The sequence below is a fragment of the Trichocoleus sp. ST-U2 genome (assembly GCF_039961875.1).
Lineage (GTDB): Bacteria > Cyanobacteriota > Cyanobacteriia > Cyanobacteriales > FACHB-T130 > FACHB-T130.
In genome coordinates, this window is record NZ_JAMPJY010000003.1 from 90,305 (window position 1) to 114,050 (window position 23,746).

The 23,746-nt window shown below is 47.8% G+C and carries 20 protein-coding genes and 1 tRNA gene; 15 read left to right on the plus strand and 6 right to left on the minus strand.

The window, feature by feature from the left end; all coding sequences use genetic code 11:
• Nucleotides 1–207: 207 nt before the first annotated feature.
• Nucleotides 208–2,520, minus strand: coding sequence for a filamentous hemagglutinin N-terminal domain-containing protein (locus tag NC996_RS02825; protein WP_242037414.1), 2,313 nt, complete (start codon nucleotides 2,518–2,520; stop codon nucleotides 208–210).
• Nucleotides 2,521–3,247: 727 nt separating this feature from the next.
• Between NC996_RS02825 and NC996_RS02830 the strand changes: the two genes are divergently transcribed.
• Both NC996_RS02830 and NC996_RS02835 read left to right on the plus strand, forming a co-directional pair.
• A complete protein-coding gene (locus NC996_RS02830) occupies nucleotides 3,248–3,655 on the plus strand; it encodes a ChuX/HutX family heme-like substrate-binding protein (RefSeq protein ID WP_190681531.1) in 408 nt (135 codons plus the stop codon).
• A gap of 86 nt (nucleotides 3,656–3,741) precedes the next feature.
• Entirely contained in the window at nucleotides 3,742–4,488 is a 747-nt protein-coding gene (locus NC996_RS02835; protein WP_190681533.1) for a DUF6816 family protein, read from the plus strand.
• Between the two features lie 383 nt (nucleotides 4,489–4,871).
• Here the strand turns inward: NC996_RS02835 and NC996_RS02840 are convergent, their stop codons facing one another.
• Nucleotides 4,872–5,306: an SRPBCC domain-containing protein gene (locus tag NC996_RS02840; protein ID WP_190413358.1), complete on the minus strand. Its 435-nt coding sequence runs from the start codon at nucleotides 5,304–5,306 to the stop codon at nucleotides 4,872–4,874.
• Nucleotides 5,307–5,458: 152 nt separating this feature from the next.
• Here NC996_RS02840 and NC996_RS02845 point away from each other — a divergent pair, with 152 nt between their 5' ends.
• Nucleotides 5,459–6,850: a malic enzyme-like NAD(P)-binding protein gene (locus tag NC996_RS02845; RefSeq protein ID WP_190425365.1), complete on the plus strand. Its 1,392-nt coding sequence runs from the start codon at nucleotides 5,459–5,461 to the stop codon at nucleotides 6,848–6,850.
• 178 nt (nucleotides 6,851–7,028) lie between these two features.
• Nucleotides 7,029–7,919: a hypothetical protein gene (locus NC996_RS02850; protein ID WP_190673914.1), complete on the plus strand. Its 891-nt coding sequence runs from the start codon at nucleotides 7,029–7,031 to the stop codon at nucleotides 7,917–7,919.
• A 163-nt stretch (nucleotides 7,920–8,082) separates the two neighbouring features.
• Here the strand turns inward: NC996_RS02850 and NC996_RS02855 are convergent, their stop codons facing one another.
• On the minus strand, nucleotides 8,083–8,784 hold the full coding sequence (locus NC996_RS02855; protein WP_190435587.1) for a peptidoglycan-binding protein: 702 nt from the start codon (nucleotides 8,782–8,784) through the stop codon (nucleotides 8,083–8,085).
• Nucleotides 8,785–9,182: 398 nt separating this feature from the next.
• Between NC996_RS02855 and NC996_RS02860 the strand changes: the two genes are divergently transcribed.
• On the plus strand, nucleotides 9,183–10,598 hold the full coding sequence (locus tag NC996_RS02860; protein ID WP_190681536.1) for a hypothetical protein: 1,416 nt from the start codon (nucleotides 9,183–9,185) through the stop codon (nucleotides 10,596–10,598).
• Nucleotides 10,599–10,786: 188 nt separating this feature from the next.
• On the opposite strand, the gene NC996_RS02865 is transcribed toward NC996_RS02860, so the two are convergent.
• Complete coding sequence (locus NC996_RS02865) at nucleotides 10,787–11,476, minus strand: IS1 family transposase (RefSeq protein WP_190681538.1); 690 nt, start codon at nucleotides 11,474–11,476, stop codon at nucleotides 10,787–10,789.
• Nucleotides 11,477–11,652: 176 nt separating this feature from the next.
• Between NC996_RS02865 and NC996_RS02870 the strand changes: the two genes are divergently transcribed.
• The 7 genes from NC996_RS02870 to NC996_RS02900 all read left to right on the plus strand — a co-directional run bounded on the left by NC996_RS02870 (nucleotide 11,653) and on the right by NC996_RS02900 (nucleotide 18,941).
• The gene (locus tag NC996_RS02870; RefSeq protein WP_190413348.1) at nucleotides 11,653–11,871 is read left to right on the plus strand and encodes a hypothetical protein; all 219 of its coding nucleotides are present in this window, start codon (nucleotides 11,653–11,655) and stop codon (nucleotides 11,869–11,871) included.
• A gap of 107 nt (nucleotides 11,872–11,978) precedes the next feature.
• The gene (gene rimP, locus NC996_RS02875; RefSeq protein WP_190413346.1) at nucleotides 11,979–12,440 is read left to right on the plus strand and encodes a ribosome maturation factor RimP; all 462 of its coding nucleotides are present in this window, start codon (nucleotides 11,979–11,981) and stop codon (nucleotides 12,438–12,440) included.
• A 118-nt stretch (nucleotides 12,441–12,558) separates the two neighbouring features.
• Nucleotides 12,559–13,887, plus strand: coding sequence for a transcription termination factor NusA (gene nusA / locus NC996_RS02880; RefSeq protein WP_190681541.1), 1,329 nt, complete (start codon nucleotides 12,559–12,561; stop codon nucleotides 13,885–13,887).
• Between the two features lie 49 nt (nucleotides 13,888–13,936).
• Nucleotides 13,937–14,281, plus strand: a complete 345-nt coding sequence (locus NC996_RS02885) for a YlxR family protein (RefSeq protein ID WP_190413342.1) — start codon at nucleotides 13,937–13,939, stop codon at nucleotides 14,279–14,281.
• A gap of 275 nt (nucleotides 14,282–14,556) precedes the next feature.
• Entirely contained in the window at nucleotides 14,557–17,619 is a 3,063-nt protein-coding gene (infB, locus tag NC996_RS02890) for a translation initiation factor IF-2 (RefSeq protein WP_190413340.1), read from the plus strand.
• A gap of 139 nt (nucleotides 17,620–17,758) precedes the next feature.
• On the plus strand, nucleotides 17,759–18,397 hold the full coding sequence (locus tag NC996_RS02895) for a low-complexity tail membrane protein (protein ID WP_348259970.1): 639 nt from the start codon (nucleotides 17,759–17,761) through the stop codon (nucleotides 18,395–18,397).
• Between the two features lie 337 nt (nucleotides 18,398–18,734).
• Nucleotides 18,735–18,941, plus strand: a complete 207-nt coding sequence (locus tag NC996_RS02900; RefSeq protein WP_190413336.1) for a hypothetical protein — start codon at nucleotides 18,735–18,737, stop codon at nucleotides 18,939–18,941.
• Between the two features lie 61 nt (nucleotides 18,942–19,002).
• On the opposite strand, the gene NC996_RS02905 is transcribed toward NC996_RS02900, so the two are convergent.
• Nucleotides 19,003–19,557, minus strand: coding sequence for an alpha/beta hydrolase (locus NC996_RS02905; RefSeq protein WP_190681546.1), 555 nt, complete (start codon nucleotides 19,555–19,557; stop codon nucleotides 19,003–19,005).
• A 406-nt stretch (nucleotides 19,558–19,963) separates the two neighbouring features.
• On the opposite strand from NC996_RS02905, the gene NC996_RS02910 reads away from it, so the two are divergent.
• Together NC996_RS02910 and NC996_RS02915 are read left to right on the plus strand one after the other, a co-directional pair.
• The gene (locus NC996_RS02910) at nucleotides 19,964–21,622 is read left to right on the plus strand and encodes a DUF1565 domain-containing protein (protein ID WP_190681788.1); all 1,659 of its coding nucleotides are present in this window, start codon (nucleotides 19,964–19,966) and stop codon (nucleotides 21,620–21,622) included.
• A 117-nt stretch (nucleotides 21,623–21,739) separates the two neighbouring features.
• Nucleotides 21,740–21,811: transfer RNA gene (locus NC996_RS02915), tRNA-Gly, on the plus strand.
• 253 nt (nucleotides 21,812–22,064) lie between these two features.
• Here the strand turns inward: NC996_RS02915 and cobS are convergent.
• Nucleotides 22,065–22,868, minus strand: a complete 804-nt coding sequence (cobS, locus tag NC996_RS02920) for an adenosylcobinamide-GDP ribazoletransferase (protein WP_339380238.1) — start codon at nucleotides 22,866–22,868, stop codon at nucleotides 22,065–22,067.
• Nucleotides 22,869–23,189: 321 nt separating this feature from the next.
• On the opposite strand from cobS, the gene NC996_RS02925 reads away from it, so the two are divergent.
• A complete protein-coding gene (locus tag NC996_RS02925) occupies nucleotides 23,190–23,639 on the plus strand; it encodes a hypothetical protein (protein ID WP_190432259.1) in 450 nt (149 codons plus the stop codon).
• Nucleotides 23,640–23,746 lie beyond the last annotated feature (107 nt).

The window sequence follows — 23,746 nt, forward strand, 5'->3', positions numbered from 1 at the left end:
TTATAAGCCACCTTATTTTTAGCATAAAATTTTTTGCAAAATTAAAGGGTTATTCATATTTCTCTGTTTTTATCTGCGGTTCAAAAGATAAAAATTCTTTTGCAATAAGGCTCTAGCAATCTAAAGTTAGTTTTAAAATTTAATAAACCGCAAAGGACACTAAAGAAAAGAGACGGAAGATTCCATGAATAATTGAAGATTGTTATATTACTTAGAAACACTGCAACTAGCAATTTCATCCCAGGAACTTTGAGCCACACCATTGATAGATTTGGAAACCAACTCTACCTCACCATTAGAATTTTTTACCCATCCAGTTGCCTCCACTATTGGAGTACGTGCAGAGGCAGTCTTGGAAACGGGGACAGGTAAGGAGGTATTACCCCTAGGGAGGCGCAAATCCCGCCATACTGTACTTCCTAACAAAGTTTCATTGGGATCTGCTGGCAAACCACCGCGTCCAGTGACAACAAAACTATTCCCCCTAGAAGCCAAACAACCTTGGGAAATTTGTTTGCTAATGTCAGTAAAATTTTCTGGTAGTGCAACTAAGCCAGAAGAAGGGTTCACATCAGCAGTATTAATTTGGACAATCCCACTGAACTGAGTTCCTCGACTAGAAGTGGCGGTGATATCGCTATTTGAAGTTTTAAAGATGCCGCTAGCATTGATTCTTACTTGACCCCCAAAGCTTTGTTGAGCATTGGCAGTAATATCGCTATTTTCTAACGCGACTAACGTTTTTGTATTAATAATGATGTTGCCACCATTGGTACTGATATCATTATTTGCAATTGTCTGACCCGTATCAAACAGGATGATGTTACTGGCATCAGTCGTAATTAGGCTGTTGCGCCACAATCGCAAATCTTGAGATTCAATCGTAATATTTCCCTGTTCCGCCTGTCGCTGAGTCGCTCTAATAATCGAGTTATTATCTAGCTCAACTATGGCAGCGCGAATATTAATATTACCGGCATTGCCTTTCCCAAAATTAGCAACATTAATTGTTGCCCGCTCCCGAAAGCTCAATCTGTTAGCAATTACTGTTACGTTGCCAGAATTTCCCGTCAACGGCGGTGGAGAACTCGCAATATTGCTTAAGCTAGTCCTAGCATAAAAACCGCTACCAATTCCCCCAGTTGCAGAAGTTCCTCGTATTTGTACGTCATTGGCTCGAACTGTTATGTTGCCACTTTGACCTGCGCCAAAGGTAGACACAGAGATCACCGCTCCATTTTCAAGAGATAGTTGTTTAGCATCAATAATGACATCACCGCCAACTCCAGTTGAGGCAAAAGTAGGATTAGAAAAAATACCCGTCAGACGCGATCCATTTGCTGAAAGACCACCCAAGTGAAGATTCCTGGCTTGCACTCGTAACGTACCAGAATTCCCTGAAGCGTTAGTCCCCATACCAATGGATGCTCCATCTCTTAGTAGCAACCGATCTGTTGTAATTGTTAAATTGCCGCCTTTTCCCTCACCATTCGTCTGAACAAAAAAGCCGCTACCGATTCTGCCATCGGCTGTTCTACCAATCAGTTCTATAGTATCCAAAACATTGATGGTGGCGCTTCTCCCCGGTTGAGATCCTTCTGTGAGGGATACGATGAGCGAACCTTGTTCTAGTTTCAGATTTCGGCTTTGTATCTGAAACGAACCTCCCTGTGCGCCGCTGCTATCCACTGAAGCAGCACCCGATAAATTAATACTTCCTAATTCTGCAAGTTGTTGTTCATTGTTGAAGTTGATTTGTTCGCTGCTGACTTGCATTGGCAATGAGCCACGAGTAACTGACCAAAGCTCAATTGCTCCCGACTCAGCCTTTAAATTACCGCCCTCTAAGGCGATTTCTCCCCCGACTAAAGCTAAGGTTTTCCCAGGTTGCACTGCTAGACCCTCGGTTTTCGTATTCGGCTCTAGTCCGCCTGTTTGTCCGAACCTGAAATTGTGTCCCGATCCTTGAATGCGAATAACTCCTGCGTTTGAAGCGTTAAATTGTAAGCCTATCGGAACATTTATCATTAGCAATGGGGGGGCGCTAGGCTTGGTAGCGCTAAACTCAGTTCCATTGCTAAATTGAATGCTGTTAGCAGTCGAGGCGAGAAAGGAACCACCTATATTGAGTTTGGCATTTGAGCCAAAAGTAATGCCGTTGGGATTGATAAAAAACAAATTAGCTGTGCCGTTCGCTCGAATCAATCCATCAATATGAGAAAGATTGCTACCTGTAATGCGACTGAAGATGTTTTGAGTGTCTAGGGCATTGTTGAATAAAGCTTCAGTATTTATAGGAATGGAAAATTCTGTAAAGCTATGAAATAGATTGCCGCCTACTTGCGTGCCACCCTCAATTCGGATGGCGTTGCCTTCTGGGATAGTAATAGTATTATTTGGCAGCGTAGCATCCGGAATAATTTGTGCTAAGGTGCAGCTAGAATTATTTAACCATAAAAGGAAAATCGTACCAGTAACCCAGAGGAAATGACCAGGCTGGCTCACAGTTTTTAAACTCAAAGGTAGCGCTTGCCTACAGTATACGCGATCTACAACTTGCCCTAGGAAAAATACACCCTAAACTTCTAGGGAAACGTAGATGGTAATACAAGATTTGGGACGGATAGTTCCTATAAAATAGTTTATCATTGCCCTGTTTTCCTGAATAGACGACCTATTAAAAAAAGGGATTTGCGCTCAAAGAGTACAACAACGGGAATTTAGATGGAGAGGTTTAAGTTGTGTTAGTCAAAAGATAAATAGACGGATTAGAGAGAAGGTTGGCAATTTGGTTCTGGCTAAAACCGAATTGGCTGAAGCTATGGAAGAGATTCGCCTTGTCGCCTGAAAGAGTACCGCCAGTGATGTCGAAGTGAACCGGAAATCGTCTTTTAGGACATCGCCCTTTTATATAATATGGATGCCAGTGCCATCTGTCACAGAGACAACCGACTGTGCCTGTGCCGCTGCGCTGAATGCAAAAGCATTCCCATGCAAAAGCTAGAACAAGGGTAGAAGGAAAACCGAAAACAATTGTGCTGGGTTTTAGTTGCTTGGTGGCTTTGTTCGGAGTTTCAATAAATAGCTAATTTGATGCGTGGATGATTTTGTATGCTTTAAAATGAGGGAAATTGATTATCTAACATGAGGTTTTTGCCAAAAACCTCAGGATTACTTAGAGAATTAGTTATCCTAATGTTACATTAATGTCAACAAAGCTTTACTTTTTCCAACATTCAAATTTACCATGAAAGCTAATCTGGAAGAATTTTTAGAAGCCTGCGAAAATTTAGGAACACTGCGTCTGATTGTGACCAGCAGTGCTGCTGTTTTGGAAGTACGCGGCCCGCTGAAAAAGCTGTTTTATGCAGAATTACCTAAAGGTAAGTACGCTAATATGCACGCCGACATATTCGAGTTTCACCTGAATATGGATGCTATCAAGCAGGTAAAATTTGAGACGGGCGAATCAAAACGGGGTAACTTTACTACCTATGCTATTCGCTTTTTGGACGAGAAAAGTGAACCCGCCTTGAGCGCATTTCTCCAGTGGGGCAAACCAGGAGAATACGAACCAGGACAAGTAGAAGCATGGCAGTCTCTTCAGGAGAAATATGGAGAAGTTTGGGAACCAGTACCCGTTGATTCGGTGTAGTAAAAATGCTTGAAAACCCGGTAAATTGAGAATATTTCTGTGTTTAAAAGCTATCTAAACCTACAAACAAACCCACGTTTACCGTGATGCGACGAGTCTTTTGGGGTTGTTTCCTAATTTTGGGGTTGCTGCTATGGGGAGGGGAAGCGCAGGCGGGGGTTTTAGCTGACCGTTTGGCGCAGTTTCCTCACTGGGACAGCAAACCACCCGTCAGCGCCGCGAAGGGCGACTTAGTTTATCCTGACTGGATGGAAGGTACTTGGAACGTCACCAGTACGTTAGTAGATTTAGTGGCACCCTTAGCGCCAGAAATTGTGACGCCAGGGTTTGAAAGCAATCGTCGCCAGCTGAATCAGCCCGTTAATTTCCCCGTGCGATTCAAAAATCAAGACGCGATAGCTGTCTCTACAAAAGGCAAAAATCAGCCGGTAGTGGCAGATCGGGCGTTTAACGGGTTGAGTATCGGGAAGGCATATTTAGGCGATCGCGCGATCTTATCGGTCAAAGTCGATCCCAATTCTCCCAATCGTCAGGTGACTTTACTGCGAGGCGATCGCCAGCTAGTCTCAATTGTCACGAGTCGAGGCACCGAAACACTCGCCCCAGATCGATTTATTGCCACAGAAGTGTCTCAGCAAGTCTTTCGCGGCACGCCTCAGCCGTATTTCAATATTGTAGAAACCACAACTGCTTATCAATGGATTCACTCATCCATTGAAGCCGATCAAGTAACAGCAATTTACCTCTCGCCTCAAGATCCAGACTATTTCAAAGCTGTCGATCAACCCGTCGCACTTTATCGCTATCAACTACAACTTTTGCCAGTTGAATAGCTAAACGCGATAAATGGCGTCTCTACGTGACTTCAGATCGGGGTGCATGGGTAGACGGCTCCACAAGCTAGACAATTGCTTGCCTAATCTAGCCCTACTTCTTTGCTTTCGAGAAATTCCCACCTACATAAAGTAAAAAACCGTGGGAGTTGGAGTTCCACGGCTTCTGAAGGAGTCTTATCTTAAAACAATCTTATTCGGCAGCAACTTATAGAAAAGGGCTGGTAACAGTTTTTGTAACCGAATTTCCCTAGCGAGTAGCAGTCGCGACTATATAGACAGAACCCGGATGCTGCGCGGGTTTTAATTTCATCAGTCCGCGACGGGGGACTGATTTTATATAACCGCGATTTTTAATTGCCAAGGCAAGGTGTCCCCAGAATTTACATCCGTTCCACATAGCGCTTCAACTCCCGCGCCATCCGCTTGATGCCTTGCTGCTCATCATCCCGAATGAAGGGCATAAATACACGAGTCAGCACCCCTGAGAAGGTGTTGCGGTGGAAGTATTTAGTCCGCCCAATACCAATCTCTTGCAACTCAAAGACATACTCATTTTTAAAGCCAGGAATCGAGGAAACCCAAGCGAGGCAAAGCCCAGACTGCACTCTAGTAATCAACGGCTGAAACTCTGTTTCCTCCTCACCCGGTACGCGCCGCACAGAGAGTAAAACTTCTTCCCCCTGCTTAAATGGCACCGTTGGGTCGAGGTCAAATAAAAAAGTGTTCCACTTGTACCACTTTTCTTTTTTCAACAGAACCTGCCAAACTTCCTGCTTAGGAGCATTAATTTCAATTTCGGTATAGAGACTCGCCATTATCGCGGCAGCTAATCCGGTAGTGTAACTGGGTACAATTGGAAACTTGCAGCTCCTTTAGGCTAGGAGCGAACAATTTTGGATTTTGGAGGAAAGGATTTTAGATTCCCAATCCAAAATCTATCATCTTAAATCTAAAATCCTTAGTCAGCATGGTCAACCTAACACCCAACTCTAGCTTCAGTTTAACGATTCGCCTCCAGATTCCCAATCGCACTGGGATGTTAGCAAGCATTACCACCGCGATCGCTAGTGTCGGCGGTAACATCGGTCAAATTAGTTTAATCGAGCGGACTCGCAATATCGTGGTGCGAGAAATCACCGTCGATGCTGCCAGCACGGAACACACCGAACAAATTGTGCAAGCCGTGAAAGGATTGCCAGATGTCAAGGTAATCGATGTCTACGATTGCACCTTTAACTTGCACCGTGGCGGCAAAATCGCGATGCAGAGTAAGATTCCGCTGAAAAGTCAAGCCGATTTAGCAATGGCTTACACTCCCGGCGTCGGTCGCATCTGTATGGCGATCGCATCTGACCCGGAACAAGTTCACACTCTCACGATTAAACAAAACACGGTTGCGATTGTTACCGATGGTAGCGCTGTACTGGGATTGGGCAACTTGGGCGCAGCCGCATCGTTGCCGGTAATGGAAGGCAAAGCGATGTTGTTTAAAGAATTTGCCGGGATTGATGCCTTTCCGATTTGCCTAGATACCCAAGACACAGATGAAATTATCCGCACGGTAAAAAATCTTGCCCCAGTCTTTGGCGGCGTTAACTTGGAAGATATTGCTGCCCCCCGTTGTTTCGAGATTGAAGCGCGACTGCGGCAGGAACTGGATATTCCGGTGTTTCACGACGATCAACATGGCACCGCAATTGTTAGCCTTGCCGCATTGATTAACGCCCTCAAGTTAGTGAAAAAATCCTTAGCGGATGTCCGAATTGTGATCAATGGGGCGGGTGCTGCTGGGGTAGCGATCGCTCGTTTGCTCAAGAAAGCGGGCGCACAATCCATCTGGATGTGCGATTCCAAAGGCATTCTCTCCAGCCAACGTACCGACCTCACCCCGGAAAAGCAAGAATTTGCTGTCGAAGCCAGCGGTAACTTGGCAGATGCGATGCAGGGATCGGATGTCTTTTTAGGCGTTAGTGCGCCTGGAGTTGTAACGCCGGAAATGGTGCGTTCGATGGCAAAAGATCCGATTGTCTTTGCAATGGCGAATCCTATTCCTGAAATTCAGCCGGAATTAGTCACAGAAGATGTCGCGGTCATGGCAACCGGACGCAGCGACTACCCGAATCAAATTAACAATGTCCTCGCCTTCCCTGGCGTTTTTCGCGGGGCGCTCGATTGTCGTGCAGAGACCATTACCACCACGATGTATCTAGAAGCCGCTTACGCGATCGCTTCTTTAGTCAAACCCTCCGACCTCGACCGGGAAAACATCATTCCCTCCGTGTTCGACCCGCGCGTTGTCAATGCCGTCGCCGGTGCCGTGCAAGCCGCCGCCCGTCAAGAAGGCATCGCCCGCCACTAAGCGAGAAAAGCAGCTGGTTCCAGGCGCAATCGTATCGCGTCTGGAACCGGAAAGTGGGGAAGCGACCAACAATCGACTCCCCATTTTCATCTTTGAAATAGTTTGCTCTACAGATAGAGTTTCAATTTTCTAGATATTGGAAGAATAAGGGGGAATACTGCGTTCTTGCTAGGGAATAATGAGCTTTAGTTTCTTTGACCTCTTCTGGGTATTTCTGGCTGTCAGCTCGATCTTGCCCGCCTTCCAACAACGCCGCTTGGCTTTTCAGCGAGTGCAAGCCTTGCGGAATTTCGAGCGATCGCGCAATAGTCGAGTGATTTTGCTAATTCACCGGCAAGAATCGATTAGCTTTCTAGGAATTCCCATCTCCCGCTACATTAGCATTGAAGATTCAGAACAGGTGCTACGGGCAATTCGCCTCACACCTCCCGAAGTTCCCATCGATCTGATCTTGCATACCCCAGGTGGTTTGGTACTAGCAACCGAGCAGATTGCTAGAGCGTTGATTCGCCACCCTTCTAAAGTCACCGTGTTTGTACCCCACTACGCCATGAGCGGCGGCACCATGTTAGCTTTAGCATCTGATGAAATCGTCATGGATGCCAACGCTGTCTTAGGGCCAGTCGATCCCCAGTTGGGAAATATGGCCGCGGCGAGTGTCCTCAAAGTCCTTGAACAGAAGCCGATTAGCGAAATCGACGACAACACGATCATCATGGCAGACCTATCGCGTAAAGCGATGGATCAAGTGCAACGGTTTGTCCGAACCCTCCTAAAAGACAATATTCCCCAACCGAAAATTGCTCCCGAAAACATCGAACGGATTGTGGACGCTATCACTACAGGGCGCGTCACCCATGACTATCCGATTACAGTCGAAGAAGCCACAGAGCTTGGTATGCCAATAACGGTAGGGCTGCCAATGTCAATCTATAACTTGATGGATTTCTATCCGCAGCCCCAAGGCGGACGTCCAAGCGTGCAGTACATTCCCATGCCCTACGAACGTCCCCCAATTTTACCCCCAGCGCCAAAGGGCAGACCGATCCCAGAGAATGCAAAGTCTTAAGCTGCCCTGAGATTGAATTTTCCCAGAAGTTGAGTCTGGATAATTGTCAGTAGTCAGTAGTCATAAGTCTTTTAAATAATGACTCCTAACCACTGACTGATTATCCATTCCCAACTCAGCGCGATCGCTATGCGATTTAGACCCACAGCACCTTAAAGATTTATCAGCTTGAAGGCGATGGTTTTGGGCTGGGAGCCGGGGATGGACTTGGACTCGGCGTTGGTCTTGGCGATGGGCTAGGACTAGGACTTGGTCTTGGGGATGGCGATGGACTCGGACTCGGCGTTGGGGTGGCGCGGGGCGTTGGCGCGGGACTCGGTGTTGGCGATGGCGCTAGTGTTGGTTCTGGCGCTGATTGGGGTGTTGGTGTTGTCGCTGGCGCTGGCGATTGCTGTTCAAATCCGAGGATTCTTCTTGCTTCTTGGTCGAGTCTCTGACGAACTGGTAACGTAGCAATGCCAGTTACCGGCAAATTAAATTGTCTCTGAAACTGCCTGATAGCATCTTCAGTGCGCGGACCATAAAACTGGTTACGGGGAAGGGGCGGATTTGGCTTAACGACAAGATTCAAGTTTGCCTGAAGAATTCTAACGATATTTGCGGCATAATCCTGTGTCTTCGGCCCCGCTGTAGCATCAACAGGTGTTAGCTTATATCCCTGCTGAAACTCGCGGATAGCCCTTATCGTGGCTTCATCCGTCAGAGTATCTCCAATCGTGACGTTATACCCAAAGCCGCGCAACAAGGAACGAAATTCCCTTGGCGTGTAATCGCGGCTGCGTTCGGCTATAGCTACTTGATAACTAACTAAGCTGGCGGTTATGGTTATCACCGCAGCTAAAGGCATTCCAAACCTATTCCACATAGCTCAATCTCCTCACTCACTCACTGATTAAGCGCGATAGCGATTTGAACAGTTACAGTTTAAGCTGAATTGAGCATTCTACCGTTTATTTTTCGCAAGCGATCGCTACAACCGCCAATCGCGATCGCGTCGCGTGCGCTAACGGGTTCGACCTTTCACTATGCTGATATCCGATAGAATCCTTCTATTTTGAAGGCAACATCAGCAATTGGTGAACAATTAGTGGTATCAAATATGACTAAAGCTTCAGAGGGTCTGTCAAGCTGATAATTGGTAATTGAAGATTGTGATGGATGCTAGCTAGGTAGTAGGTAGCAGCTTTTTCGCCATTACCTTTTTGCCATTCCCTTTTTTTCCATTACCGATTCCCGATTACCAATTACCTCATCTTCCTTTCCATGTCACCTCAAAAATTGGCAAAGACTCCCCAATCCCGCCGGAACTTGTGGTTTGAACGTGTGATGGCACTTTTGGCAGTGGCTAACTTGGGCTTAGTGCTGTTCGACTTAACTTACATTCCGCTGCGCGATTTCTACCTGCGGGAATTTCGCAGCATTACCCGAATCTATGATCCCATCAAAGGCATTGAACCCCATCGAGAAACCCAGCAGTACCTAGAAACAGTAGAAAAACTCAAAGCACAGCTGCAACAGACAGAAGGATTACAGTCGCCAGAAGTGGCAACTTTACTGGAGGAACTGCGCCAACAAAGTGTGGAAATGATTGAGACAAACCCGTTTGCAGAGGCGAATAAGACAGGGACTCTGGAAAAAATCAAAAATCGGATGCGTCAGCGCGTTGGCAATGTCTCTGCCAAACAATCTTTTAGCACCTTTTGGAGTCTGCCTTACTTATCCCAAGCTGGCGTGGAAAAAGAAATTACCTTTTATAACCAAGAAATTCAGCCTTTGATGGCAAGAAATTATTTTCGCCCAGTTGGGGAAACAGGTAATTTCGTTGATTATTTCTGGAAAATCGATCTCTGGTTTATCATTCCCTTCGGCATTGAGTTTCTACTTCGTACCTACTATATCCACCGACGTCACCATAGTCTCACTTGGCTCGAAGCAATGATGTGGCGCTGGTATGATATTTTCTTGCTGCTACCTTTTTGGCGGTGGCTGCGCGTCATTTCAGTTTTCATGCGCCTACACCAAGCACAATTATTAAACTTAGAATCAATACGGGTGCAAATTAACCGAGGATTTGCGGCTAACTTTGCAGAAGAATTAGCAGAAGTCATTGTGATCCGGGTAATCAACCAGCTACAAGGGTCGATTCGTGGCGGAGAACTGACTCGGTGGTTATCAGGACGGGAGGCTCGTCCCTATGTTGACATCAACAATGTTAATGAAGTGGAAGCGATCGCTACCTTATTGATGAAAGTAACTGTCAATCAAGTGTTACCAAAAATTCAGCCAGATTTAGAGGCAATTCTACAGCACAACATTGAAAAGATCCTCAGCCAATCTCCCTTCTATCGGGGACTCCAGCAAGTACCTGGAGTGGGTACCATCCCCACGCAGATAACTGAAAAACTGGTCAAAGAAATCTCTCTTGCAGCCTACAACACCCTCACCGCCTCTCTGGAAGACGATCCGGTTGGCGCAGAACTTTCCAAACATCTGATGGAACACTTCACTGAAGCCTTAGGGTCGGAGGTGCAAAGACAGCAGACCGTTCAGAAAATTCAATCTTTACTTTTCGATTTGTTGGAGGAAATGAAACTCAACTACGTCCAACGCTTGTCCGAGCAAGATTTGGAGCAAGTGTTAGAAGAAACACGGGCGATCCGTCAGATTGTCAAGCAATAATTTGAATTTGTATGTCAATTGCTGATATCCATCTCTAACTTGAACTCCTTATTTAGGATTCAAATTTAGTCTTGGCTTGTGCTAGGACAAGACCGAGACTGTTGAGCTTGGATACGAAGATGTTTGAACAGTAGTATTGGCATCTGGGAAGGATTATTTATTTAGGGCGTTGATGAAACAGTAATGATTCAAGCGGGGAGAGGAACTGTCCGATATTTTAAGTAGTGAAGCAGTAAACGGAGTGAACATTTCAACATCTCAACTGACTTGGAGTAGCACAAGGTCTTGCGGTGCAACCGGGCCAAGTAGTGCCGAAGGCGGGTGTTTTCTCCCTCCACCCGAGTCATATAGGTTTTGCTCACAATCTGATCGCCCTGCTCAATGAACATTGGGTAAACTTTCCAGCCATCAGTGACATAAAAGAAGCATTGCCAGCTTTTAACAATCAGCCATAATGGCTTGAACGTTTCTGCACTGCGATCACCGATGACCCATGCCAAGATCCCAGGTTGCTTATGATTAACGGCTGTCCACAGCCAGAATTTTTGGCGTTTGCTGCCAACAAAAGTTTGCAGTTCATCTAGGTCAGTGACTTCGGGGATTTCGTCCGCCTCTGGAGCATCGTCCAGTTGATGTCCGGCTTCTCGAATCCAGTGCATAACCGTGGTGTGGTGAATCTCGGTAACTCGTTCGATGCCGCGCAGACCCATGCCGTTGAGATACATCTTGATGCACAACTGCTTGACCTCGTCTGAGTAACGCCAAGGGCGGTAGAATTCAAGGAACTGACGACCACACTGCTTGCACTTGTAGCATTGTCTACCTCGACGATGCCCGTTTTTAGCTGTTTGGGTTGAGTGACATTGAGGACATTTCATCCCTCTATTTTACCCAATTAAACATTACCCCTTCAGCAACGCCTTATTTAGTAAACTACCTGCCACAAATTTTGATAGATTGTCGCAAAAACGCCAAATTCCCGATAGATAAGGAGTGTCATAACCAATTTTTCAGACATTCTCTACCAATCTCAATTTCTAGCATTCTTTCATAGATGTTTCTAGAGAGTTTCCGATCGCGATCGCGCCGCCACCCAGAAGAAAAATTGTTCTTCTACAGAGTCTTCATCCCGCGCTTGCACGCGCCTACGTTAATAATCCTCAGTCCAATTTTCCTAGCCCTTCAGGCACCGAGCATCGGTGCCTATCTCTTTTTTCTTATCTTCCCTCAGCGCTCGGTTGACGACTCGCCACTGGCATACCGCTTGAGCTAAACTCAAAGTTAGGAAGGCGAATCCATCAGGATTCGTCCAGAGACTTCTTGGAATATAGTGTTCGCAGGAAGTGGGGCAGCACCCACTTTTTTTATTGGAGTTTTCCAATGACTCATCCCCTGATTCCACAAATTATTGATTTAGCAGCGCCAGTGGCAGAAGCCTTGGACTTGGAAGTAGTCGGGGCGGTTTTTCACACCAACCAACGCCCACCCGTGCTACGCGTGGACATCCGGAATTGCAACGCTGACACAGGGCTGGATGACTGCGAACGAATGAGTCGGGCATTGGAGGCTGCTTTGGATGCAGCGGATTTCATTCCTGATGCCTATGTCCTGGAAATTTCTAGTCCCGGTATTTCGCGTCAGTTGACGACAGATCGGGAATTCATCTCCTTCAAGGGATTTCCCGTAATTGTCACCACATCCGAACCCTACGAAGGTCAGCAAGAGTGGACGGGGCAACTGATTCGTCGGGATGAAGAGGGTGTTTACCTCAACCAGAAAGGTCGAGCGATCGCCATTCCCCGCCAAATGGTCAGCCGAGTGCAGCTGGATGAAAAACGGTAATTGAGCTGTCAGCTTAGTAGTTAGTCTTCAGTGGTTCGCAAGGAAGTTGCCGCTTGACCACTGACCGATTACCAATTACCAGTTACCAATTACCAATAGCAATTAGCGAGGTTTTTTTATGTCAATGGTTAGTCTACGCGGACTTAAAGAGCTAATCGATAAAATTAGTGTAGAGCGCAATTTACCCAAAAGTGCCGTACAAGCAGCCCTACGAGAAGCTTTATTGAAAGGATACGAGCGATATCGTCGTACCCAGAACCTCGACAAGCATCATTTTGATGAAGAGTACTTTCAAAACTTTGAAGTCGAACTCGACCTAGAACAAGAAGGAGAAGAAGGCTTCCGCGTTTTGGCGACCAAGACCATCGTTGAAAAGGTGAGTAGTGGCGATCATGAAATTGGTCTAGAAGAAGTGCAGAAAGTCGCGCCTGAAGCAGCGATTGGCGACACGGTCGTTTTAGATGTGACCCCCGATCAAACTGAGTTCGGTCGCATGGCAGCAATTCAGACCAAGCAAGTGCTATCGCAAAAACTGCGAGATCAGCAGCGCAAACTCGTCGCAGAAGAGTTCCAAGAACTGGAAGGAACCGTTTTGCAGGCGCGGGTACTGAGATTTGAGCGGCAATCCGTGATTTTAGCTGTCAGTAGTGGGTTTAGTCAGCCAGAAGTAGAAGCCGACTTACCGAAACGGGAACAGCTACCCAACGATAATTACCGTGCCAATGCAACCTTCAAGGTATTTCTCAAAAAAGTACGCGAAGGCCCAGCGCGGGGGCCACAATTGCTAGTGTCTAGAGCTGCCGCAGGTTTAGTGGTTTATCTCTTTGCCAACGAAGTCCCAGAGATTGAGGATGAGGTGGTGCGGATTGTAGCAGTGGCGCGGGAAGCAAATCCTCCGTCTCGTCACGTTGGCCCGCGAACTAAAATCGCGGTCGATACCCTGGAGCGCGATGTGGACCCCGTCGGAGCTTGTATTGGTGCCAGAGGATCGCGGATTCAAGTGGTAGTGAATGAATTACGTGGCGAAAAAATTGATGTAATTCGTTGGTCGCCCGACCCATCTACTTATATTTCCAATGCTCTCTCGCCCGCACGAGTGGATGAGGTGCGTCTGATTAACCCAGATGCTCGTCAGGCTCATGTTTTGGTAGCGGAGGATCAATTAAGTTTGGCGATTGGTAAAGAAGGCCAGAATGTCCGTCTAGCAGCCCGCCTGACTGGTTGGAAAATAGATATTAAAGATATTGCCAAGTACGATTACGAAGCAGAATCTCGGAACATGGCAGCGATCGCAGCCGCTCGGCAAGCCCAAGAAGAAGCTGAATATGACGAAGCCGACGATGAACTCGAAGAACTGGAAAGACCGGCAGCAGTTTCTAGCTGGCAGCAGAACGGTGACGATTTTGATGATGTAGAGGTAGATGAGGTGGAAACCACGGAAGTTTAGATTTGAGATTAAATCTTCAATCCAAAATCTACACTCCCCATTGCTTGAGATGGAACCAAACTACCGTCGTTGTGTGAGTTGCCGCCAAGTCGCGCCAAAATCGGCGTTTTGGCGAATTGTCAGAGTCTATCCGTCCCAGCAGTTACAATTAGATCGGGGGATGGGGCGATCTGCCTATCTTTGTCCCCAAGAAAGTTGTCTGGTAGCAGCTCAAAAAAAAAATAGGCTGGGCAGAGCGCTCAAAGTACCTGTTCCAGAAGCACTGTACCAAACCCTGTGGCAGCGCCTAGCTACTAAACTTGAAGGCTGCGATCGCTCCTTGTCAAGAAGCGAATCCAGCCCTCAAGAACGTTGCCTCCCATCCGCATCAGACCTAAAACAGCCGTCCGAATGAGATATTGTAGGAAAGAAGCCCAAAAAAAGCGACGTGCCCCAAATTGTAAAGATTTGTGCAAAATTAGAAATAGAAGTGTTTCACTATCCTTAGGGATAGGGAATTTACTTGGTGATAAACAGACTTCCCATAAGTAGCTTGGATATCATTAGTAGAAGTATAGGCAGCAAGTTAAAGCTTCACACCCATTAGGCAGTAAGCAAATGATCAACAAGTTGTCGTTCAAGCAGATGGTTATGGTGTAAAAACTGGTAGGATTCGAGGGGAAAGACTGGATGAACAACGGCAAAGTAAGAATTTACGAGTTATCGCGGGAATTGGATTTGGAGAATAAGGATATTCTAGGAATTTGTGAGCGGCTCAATATTGCAGTCAAGAGCCACAGCAGCACAATAACTGAATCGGAGGCGGAGAGTATTCGCTCGGCGGCAGAAAAACAGGCAGCAGCCCGACCAGCTTCACGTGCGCGGGCTCCAATGGATCAACGTAAAACAGCACCGCCAGCCGCTCAATCGGTGCGACCCCGGCTAGAAAACAAGCCGCAAATTCTGGAGATTCGTCAGCATAAATCTGGGTCTGGTTCTAACGCACCACAACAGCCGGGAGAACAGGTCGCGATTCCTCCCCAACCACCAGTAAGACAGCAGACGCCATCACCCATGAAGCCGACAAGTCTGAATAAACCAGTGCGTCCTAGCCAGCGGGATAATCCTCCTGTAGTAGAAGTAGTAGAAGCAGAAAAACTACAGGTAGACCCAGTAGAGGCTCCTCCTATTCCAGCTCCGAAAGCTGTTGAACCAGCTCCCCATCTGGTTGAACCTCCCATGCGACAAGCAGGGGAGCGTCCTGCGCCAAGTAATGTGGAGCGGCCTGTATTAAAACGTGCCAAGGTAGAAACAGCTACTAGCTCGCCTGTCAGCGCACCCCAAAGAGTAGGACCAGCGAGCGGGGCACCCGAAAGAACTAACGCCTCGGCTCCTCCTGCCCCCGTCAGAACGGAGCGACCTGCCCCTCCGGCTCCACCACGAGTTCCAGAACTGCACTCGCCCCCCCAAAGGCCAGTGCGACCTTCCATGCCTGTTGGTAGACGCCCAGGCGGTGCTGGTGACACGCAACTAGAACCTGGTTCCAGTCGCTCGAAGCTACTACGGGACGAAAATGATGAAGGTTTGGGAACGCCCGATACTCTGGGAGAAGAGGCAAGAAAACCGAATCCCCCCCGTCTCGTTGGTCCCAATAAGCGAAAACCTGAGTGGGAAGATGAGGAAGAAGAAAACCCAGATAAAGCAGGCAAGGCAGGTGCTAAAGCCAAGCGTCGGGTTCAACCCCTCATTGATGACGACGAAGACTTTGACACGGATTTAGAGGAATTGCCAGCAGCATTACAGGTGAGTCTATCTGTAGCTCGTCCTCCCAAGCAGCAGAAAGCTCGTCCAGCCAGCCCAGTCGTGGTGGCAGCGGAAAGAGAGAAGCGGAAGCCTCAAATGCAGCGCGGCGAAGGGCAAAGCAACGATCGCGATCGCCGTCGCGAACCTGCTGCTAAAGCAGAACGTCCAGAAAATCTGGTGTTAACGGGCAGTATGACCGTTCAAGAACTTGCTACGGCCTTAGCAGTTCAGGAAACAGAGATTATCAAAACTCTGTTCTTTAAAGGCTTTGCGATCAATATCACCCAAACCCTAGATATCCCAACCATCACAATGGTGGCGAAAGAACTGGGCGTAGAAGTGGAGACGCAAGAAGAACAAGCTGCGGCGACAAAAGTAACGGAGATGGTGACAGAGGAAGACCTCGATCACCTGCAACGCCGTCCGCCAGTGGTGACGATTATGGGTCACGTAGACCACGGGAAAACAACTCTGCTCGATTCCATCCGCAAAACCAAGGTAGCGCAGGGAGAAGCTGGGGGAATTACTCAGCACATTGGTGCCTACCATGTGGATGTGGAATATGAAGGAAAAACTCAGCAAGTTGTGTTCCTAGACACTCCCGGTCACGAAGCCTTTACAGCAATGCGGGCGAGGGGAACGCGAGTCACCGACATCGCTATTCTGGTAGTTGCTGCCGATGATGGAGTCCAACCCCAGACCATTGAAGCAATCAGCCACGCAAAAGCCGCTGAGGTGCCAATTGTTGTGGCGATCAACAAAGTTGATAAACCGGATGCCCAGCAAGACCGCGTGAAGCAAGAGTTGACCCAGTACGGTCTGCAACCCGAAGAATGGGGCGGCGATACCATCATGGTTCCCGTGAGCGCCATCAAAGGGGAAAACTTGGATACCCTGCTGGAAATGATTTTGATCCAGGCCGAAGTTTTAGAACTCTCTGCAAACCCAGACCGCGCAGCTAAGGGTACGGTAATTGAAGCCAATCTAGATAAGTCGAGAGGCCCAGTTGCTACCTTGCTGGTGCAAAATGGTACGTTGCGAGTTGGTGATGTCCTGGTAGTTGGCTCAGTATTGGGCAAAGTCCGGGCGATGATCGACGACCGGGGAGATCGGGTAACGGCAGCGGCACCATCGTTCGCGGTGGAAGTGTTGGGCTTGAGCGATGTCCCAGCGGCTGGCGATGAGTTTGAGGTCTATCCAAACGAAAAAGAAGGTCGCGCGATCGCAAGTGTAAGAGCCGACGAGCAACGCCAGTCACGCCTGCAACAGGTCATGGCATCCCGCCGAGTCACTTTGAATACCCTCTCAGCTCAAGCGCAGGAAGGCGATCTCAAAGAACTCAACTTGATTCTGAAGGCAGACGTTCAAGGTTCCGTAGAAGCTCTTCTGGGCGCGCTCGGACAGCTGCCACAAAATGAGGTACAAGTTCGGGTGCTGTTAGCGGCTCCTGGAGAAGTCACCGAGACAGACGTTGACTTAGCGGCTGCCAGTGGCGCTGTAATTGTTGGATTTAATACCACCCTTGCCAGTGGTGCGCGGCAAGCAGCGGATCAAGCAGGAGTCGATGTGCGCGAATACAACATCATCTACAAACTGTTAGATGATATTCAAGGCGCAATGGAAGGTCTGCTAGAACCGGAGCAGGTGGAAGAGCCTCTGGGTCAAGTCGAAGTTCGGGCTGTCTTCCCAGTCGGTCGTGGCTCCGTCGCTGGTTGCTATGTGCTGTCGGGTAAAGTGGTTCGTAACTGCCGAGTGCGGGTGCGCCGCAACAGTCAGATAGTTCATGATGGCGTCTTAGATTCCCTCAAGCGGATGAAGGAAGATGCCAAGGAAGTCAATGCTGGATACGAATGCGGCATCGGAGTCGATCGTTTCAATGCCTGGGTAGAAGGCGACATTATCGAAGCCTACCAAATGGTAAGCAAGCGCCGTACTCTCTCGCCAAATTAAGGCAAAAGTCAAAAGGCAAAAGTCAAAAGAAAGAAAAAAGGAAATAATCTCCTTTGCCTTTCTTCTGACTTTTGCCTTTTATTTTGCTTTTTGCCTTTTTACTACTTGTAATATGCGCTCTTTTTGGTTGGAACCGTTCTTGTGGATTCATCTTGCTGGTCTGGCGACAGTTCCCATTTGGTTGGAACTATGCTGGCTGGGTTTGGCAGTTGGCGATCCCGTGTTGCCGGTGTCGTTGGAACTTTTTTTGGTTGCAACTGTAGGTATTGCACCCATACTGTGGATGCAGTTGAGCCGTCCTTTTAACATTTTTAGCATCCTGGCAGTGGCCTTGAAGCCAAGCCAACTGACGCTTAACCAGCGACGCCTGTTGTCACAGTTCAAGTCACCTACAAACCAATTTGTAGCCGTTCTAGCAGCTGGTTTCATGCTGTGGGTATTGTGGCTAATCTATCAGGCAGCACCGCTAGCGGCAACTGTTACACCGCTTCCCCCGGAGTGGCGGTTCGCTGGACTGCTAGTAGCGGCACTGGCATTTCTGGCAAGCAATTTGTTCTTGCAGATACCACTGAGCGTGGCGCGAGTCCTTTTGACTAATGAAGCAGCATTTTCTGCTACGCAACCCTGTTCAGCAGAAGAAATTCCGCAACAATTTACAATTCCGGGCCTACAGGTCAATCAAATCTTACCTTCGGAAATTTCCGAGACATCTGCGATATCAGCCAACTCTGTAGAACCAATAAATGCAGGAATAGAAGCCCCAGCGTCCTCTGACTAATCTAAAAAAGAGATTTTTCTTCAAGGTTCTTGGTTTTTCAGCACATGGGTGTCTATGTAGAAAAGCTTTCAGCAACTGGCGTAACTCAAAAAGTTTTGGCTGGTTGACTAGCGAGATGTTACTGACAGCACAAATCCCCCCAACCTAACTGCGTTATCCTAAGAATAGACATAGAAATTTGTTAAATAGTCATCAGCGGGCAGTCAATTTTAAAGATTAGATTTAGAGATTAGATTTTAGAGTGGGTTGTAAATTCACAATTTAAAATCAAAATCTAAAATAGAATTGCTGAAGGCTGATAGCTGAAAACTCCTTGTTCCCTTAATTTAAGGTGCATATGATCAGGTTTCCTGCTTCATCAACCAGCCAATTCTCCGGCAATACCAAAATCTGGGAAAGCCTCAAGCAAGCGATCGCATCCAGTTCTGGGTTTCAGCGCTGGGAAATAGAACACCCGTTGGATAACGACCGCCTTCAGGAGTTCAATCTTGATTATCGGGTTCGCCGATATCTGCGCGAAACCCTAGAAACCCTTGCTTATTAGTCATTCATTTGGCATCAGTCATTCGTTCGGTAGCCAAGAACGAATGACTAATGACCCATCACTACTGACCAATTCTGATTAAATCACCTAGATTGGGCAATCCCTGTCCCAATCGCTTGAGTTTGCCAAAAACCTCAGCAAGGCGATCGCCCTCCACATGAACTTCTGAGGTTGGGTAATTTTCTAAAATTTCAATCAAGGTAATCTGATTGTCTGGAAGCGCTGAACTCATCACAGCTCCTCGCAAAGACTGAATGTTTGCGCCATTTCCGGGAGTATGAACCACGTCACTGACTTGACCCAAGACTAATTCCCCAATCTGGTTATTGAGTACCCGATCTAAAATGAGGGCATTCACCTTAACTTCTTGCGTTAGGGTTTTTCGCAAATCCTCAGGTTTTCTTCCTGCCATAGCCAAATAAGCACGTAGCGCTGACGAAAGTTCACCCGTTTCAGCAAAAGTTGTGAGTTCAGGAACAGATACCGATTCCCTTAGAAAGCGGTACTTCAGCACGACTGTATTGGCAGCATCCGCACGAGAGGGGCTAAACAAAATACCCGTAGCGGCGGCTAAAGAGAACACGAAAGGTAGCGATCGCAGCAGTAGAGAGCGCATAAGGAACCTGAAAACAGCTTAGAGATAGCACAACTGTGCTTTCTCTACTTTGACGATACTGGATGCCGATGGGTTGCATCCTCCTGCTCAAGTAACAACTGCTTTTGAATCATCCCTCTCGCCTGGATTAGCCTAAGCCAAAACGCTCTTAAATTTATAAAACCTCAGCCCTATGAGCATTTCAGGGTTTACATCGCCTGAATTTTCTTTGCAGGGGCAAGTTGCCATGTTGGGAACTGATAATATTCGCAACTTGTCATCAAACGTAATTGTGAATATTAATATTAGCGACGCAAGTGCATACACCAAGTATGTATAGCTTCCAGCGTAAAAAAATATCCCAATTGGTGAGTCTCTAAGTTACTAAATCGTACAGTTAATAATGCACATCAAAAGCATCAAACGTATGACACCCCAGGGTTTTCCCGATCGTTTCTCCCATTTTTCTAGCATCCGTTTCGCCAAACGTTTCGCTGGTGTCGTACCCGTCCGGGCGTCCCTGCTAAGCGCTTTGTTACTTTGGTCTGGCGGGGTCATGGCACTTCCTGCGGCTACCCTTACCCCGCCATCGACGCAGATAGCTCAACTTCCTGCAAGCGCGAACGTTGTCTACGTCAACCAATCCACGGGCAACGATACTGCCAGTGCTGGCACCAGTGAAAACACACCCTATCGCACTATCACCTACGCCCTCCAGCAAGCCCGCTCTGGCACAGTCGTACAATTAGCTCCAGGTTCCTACACGGCTGACACGGGTGAAGTTTTCCCCCTCCTTGTCAAACAAGGCGTCATTCTGCGCGGCGACGAGCAAAGCAAAGGGCAGACTGTAGCGATTATTGGCGGCGGCGGCTATGTTAGTCCCACCTTTTCCGGTCAGAACATTGCAATACGAGCAGAGAAAGACAGTGAAGTCAGAGGATTGACCATCACTAACCCGAATCGTCGGGGAACTGGACTGTGGATTGAATCTACCAATGCAACAGTCAGCAACAACACCTTTTCGAGCAACGACCGGGAAGGAGTTTTCGTCACCGGGACAGCTACCCCCAAAATTGAAAGCAATATCTTTACCAGAAATAAGGGGAATGGCATTTCAGTCGCTAAGACAGCGCAAGGAGAAGTCCGCAACAATCTGTTTCAAGAGACGGGGAATGGGATTGTCCTAACTGAGACGGCATCGCCTTTGCTCGCAGACAACCGCATTGTCCAAAACGTTGATGGAATCGTCGCCTCCAACTCCGCGGCCCCAGTCCTGCGTAACAACATTATTGAGGCAAACACGCGGTATGGAGTCGTAGCAAGCGGAGATGCCCAGCCCAATTTAGGGACTCAAGAGAATCCTGGGCAAAATCGGATTCGCAACAATGTTCGTTTCGATGTTGCCAACCTAACGCGCACGAATACTATCATCGCGGTCGGCAACGATATTGATTCTAAGAAGATTTCCGGGCGCGTGGATTTTGTGGCGACGTCGATACCTAGCGGTGGTTTTGCCGATGTTCAAGGGAACTGGGCGCAAGCCTATATCGAAGCTTTAGTTGCTAAAGATGTAATTGCTGGTTTCCCTGATGGGACTTTCCGCCCCAACGAACCTGTCACCCGCGCTCAGTTTGCCGCGATTATAAACAAGGCTTTTTCACCAGCACAGATACAGCCTGGGATTAATTTTGTCGATGTCAAAACTAATTATTGGGCTTATCAAGCGATTCAAAGCGCTTACCGGGGAGGCTTTTTGTCTGGGTATCCGGGTCAAGTTTTTAGAGCCGAACAGCGCATTCCCAGAGTGCAGGTTTTAGTTTCTTTAGCGAGTGGTTTGAAGTTGCGCTCTGAGGATACAAATGTGCTGTCTGTTTACAACGATGCCACCCAGATTCCTAGCTGGGCCAGCACAGCGATCGCAGGCGCAACTCAGAAACAGCTGGTGGTGAATTATCCGACGCTGACTCAGCTCAATCCCAGCCGTGACGCCACTAGGGCTGAAGTCGCCGCTTTTGTCTACCAGGCGCTGGTGAATGCCGGTCGTGCTCAGGCGATTCCTTCACCTTATCTAGTCCAGGCTCCATAATCACGACTCAACGTTAAGATGTATCGCGCCAGTTTTCAAACTACTGGATGCTGGCGCTCGATCGGTCGTATAATAAAGGTTAACGATCAGTAAAATGCTGATCGTTAACCTCAAAATGCGGGTATAGTTCAGTGGTAGAACGTCACCTTCCCAAGGTGAATGTCGTCGGTTCGAGTCCGATTACCCGCTTTCCTAGACAGTCACTTATTAAATATCATCGTTGAAGATGAATGTCGCTTTGACAATTAGGGATGTCGTTAAGGCTAAATCATCCAATTTGCCGAAACGATTCGCAGTGGCTTGGGCAGTTGAGGCAGTGGCAGGCATTTTTACAAGGCGACTTGGAATATCGAAAAAAACCTCAATTGGGATTCAAGTTTTCTGACGCCGTTGGCTGAAATTGAAATTTCTATGTAAGGCTTGGCAACTTGCGACCGAGAACTTAGCCCGAAAAGTGAGAGTAGAGGCTAGCGATCGCGCACAATAACAAAGCTTCTGTCCACTCTACAACTGCCCCGTAGGTATCGCCGGTATGACCGCCTAGCTGGCGGTGAAACCAGACTCCTGTTAAAAACGCGATCGCGCATCCTGCGGCTGCCGTTCCCACCGCTGCGAGCCACCGAGTCGGCGATAGGACGATCTGTAATCCCATCAGGGCAAATAGCACTAGCAATCCCAGCAGGATGTCTTGAGGCGTCCGAATGGATTCTTTATGGAAGGCACCTTTACCCTCCGCTTTGAGGTAAGGATAGCAAGCGATCGCTACTACTTGTCCCCAGCGCCCCCATCCAGCCGCTACCATTAGCGCCGACCACCGATAAGATTCTAAATCACTCAGAGCAGATGTTTTTAATAACAGCAGCGCGATCGCTGCCATCGCCCCAAACGCACCCGTGACGCTATCTGCCATCACCTTTAAACGCCGCTGCCGTTCGCGTAGCTCGTCCGAAGAAAAATCCTGCACTGCCAGTCCATCTGCTGTATCCATAGCCCCATCCAGATGCAGACCCCCGGTGAGGGCAATCCAAGCAACAACGACCATTGCAGAGCGAGTCAGCATTGGGACACCCAGCAGTTGAAAACAAGTATCCAGAAGAGCGAGTAACCCTCCAATAAATAAACCCACCAAAGGTGCCCAACGCGCAATGCCGCGAAATTCTAATGTCCATCCAGATGGAATCGGAATACAGGTGTAAAACGCGATCGCACCCAGAAATCCTTTCCAAAATGAGAAAATTTGCACCACAAACAAACTTAATGACTTTTCAATAACAAATTCAGCAGATTAGCGTATGAACAGGGGAGAAATGTTGGGCTAAGATTGTCTCGTAGCAGTTCCGATTGCCATAGGCGTATGCCGTTAGGCTCCTCGCGCTTTGCTGAGTGTTCGCGTTCGCCATAACCGTCGAATGCGTATGCCGTAAGGATTCGGATTCTTGCCCAAAGCGCGTATACCATTAGGTTATGAAAGCTACCTACTTCCCTAAGTAGTGTATATCGCATTATTCTGTTGCATCTACGCAGCGACCAGGCAAGATCGGGCTTGTTTGAACCAGAGGCTGTTCCCATGACTTATGACCAATCTCCGCCCCACTTACCGGCTCCATGTATTATTGACAGCGGCATTATTGTTAATAAACAAGATATGCGACGACTGTTGACCGATCTAGGTCGCGTTCGCTACATCCACACCCTCGATGGCAAAGTGCAGAGCGAGGGCGAAGGATGCGTACTGGACGTATTTGCTGAACCACAGCGGTCTACGATGATTGCTAACCAGGCAATCTATCTTAACGTCCATAGTTTTGATTATCTGCAACTGCACCAGTCGAGCGAACAGGAATCTTATTTTGACTTGATTCAAGATCATCGTCAGTTACGTTTGATACCACTTTCTAGCCCACTCCAAGAGCAAAGCACGCCGATCATTAACGCCGCTGCTTTAGAGGCAATGGTGACACAAGTTCTGTCTGCTAAGTGGGATGTCCAACTTGACGACGACGATTGCTTATTCTAAGTAATCTTTAGTTAGGAAGTCGTTAGTCATCAGTCGTTAGTCAATAAAAATCGACTAATCATCTAAAAACTAAAGACTAAAGACTATTGTTAGTAGGACTCGCAGCT

Bases quoted from the DNA above. Each gene is read 5' to 3' on its own strand.
- NC996_RS02830 (WP_190681531.1), top strand. From the start codon at position 3,248: ATGAAAGCTAATCTGGAAGAATTTTTAGAAGCCTGCGAAAATTTAGGA.
- NC996_RS02835 (WP_190681533.1), top strand. From the start codon at position 3,742: ATGCGACGAGTCTTTTGGGGTTGTTTCCTAATTTTGGGGTTGCTGCTA.
- NC996_RS02840 (WP_190413358.1), bottom strand. From the start codon at position 5,306: ATGGCGAGTCTCTATACCGAAATTGAAATTAATGCTCCTAAGCAGGAA.
- NC996_RS02845 (WP_190425365.1), top strand. From the start codon at position 5,459: ATGGTCAACCTAACACCCAACTCTAGCTTCAGTTTAACGATTCGCCTC.
- NC996_RS02850 (WP_190673914.1), top strand. From the start codon at position 7,029: ATGAGCTTTAGTTTCTTTGACCTCTTCTGGGTATTTCTGGCTGTCAGC.
- NC996_RS02855 (WP_190435587.1), bottom strand. From the start codon at position 8,784: ATGTGGAATAGGTTTGGAATGCCTTTAGCTGCGGTGATAACCATAACC.
- NC996_RS02860 (WP_190681536.1), top strand. From the start codon at position 9,183: ATGTCACCTCAAAAATTGGCAAAGACTCCCCAATCCCGCCGGAACTTG.
- NC996_RS02865 (WP_190681538.1), bottom strand. From the start codon at position 11,476: ATGAAATGTCCTCAATGTCACTCAACCCAAACAGCTAAAAACGGGCAT.
- NC996_RS02870 (WP_190413348.1), top strand. From the start codon at position 11,653: ATGTTTCTAGAGAGTTTCCGATCGCGATCGCGCCGCCACCCAGAAGAA.
- rimP (WP_190413346.1), top strand. From the start codon at position 11,979: ATGACTCATCCCCTGATTCCACAAATTATTGATTTAGCAGCGCCAGTG.
- nusA (WP_190681541.1), top strand. From the start codon at position 12,559: ATGTCAATGGTTAGTCTACGCGGACTTAAAGAGCTAATCGATAAAATT.
- NC996_RS02885 (WP_190413342.1), top strand. From the start codon at position 13,937: ATGGAACCAAACTACCGTCGTTGTGTGAGTTGCCGCCAAGTCGCGCCA.
- infB (WP_190413340.1), top strand. From the start codon at position 14,557: ATGAACAACGGCAAAGTAAGAATTTACGAGTTATCGCGGGAATTGGAT.
- NC996_RS02900 (WP_190413336.1), top strand. From the start codon at position 18,735: ATGATCAGGTTTCCTGCTTCATCAACCAGCCAATTCTCCGGCAATACC.
- NC996_RS02905 (WP_190681546.1), bottom strand. From the start codon at position 19,557: ATGCGCTCTCTACTGCTGCGATCGCTACCTTTCGTGTTCTCTTTAGCC.
- NC996_RS02910 (WP_190681788.1), top strand. From the start codon at position 19,964: ATGACACCCCAGGGTTTTCCCGATCGTTTCTCCCATTTTTCTAGCATC.
- NC996_RS02925 (WP_190432259.1), top strand. From the start codon at position 23,190: ATGACTTATGACCAATCTCCGCCCCACTTACCGGCTCCATGTATTATT.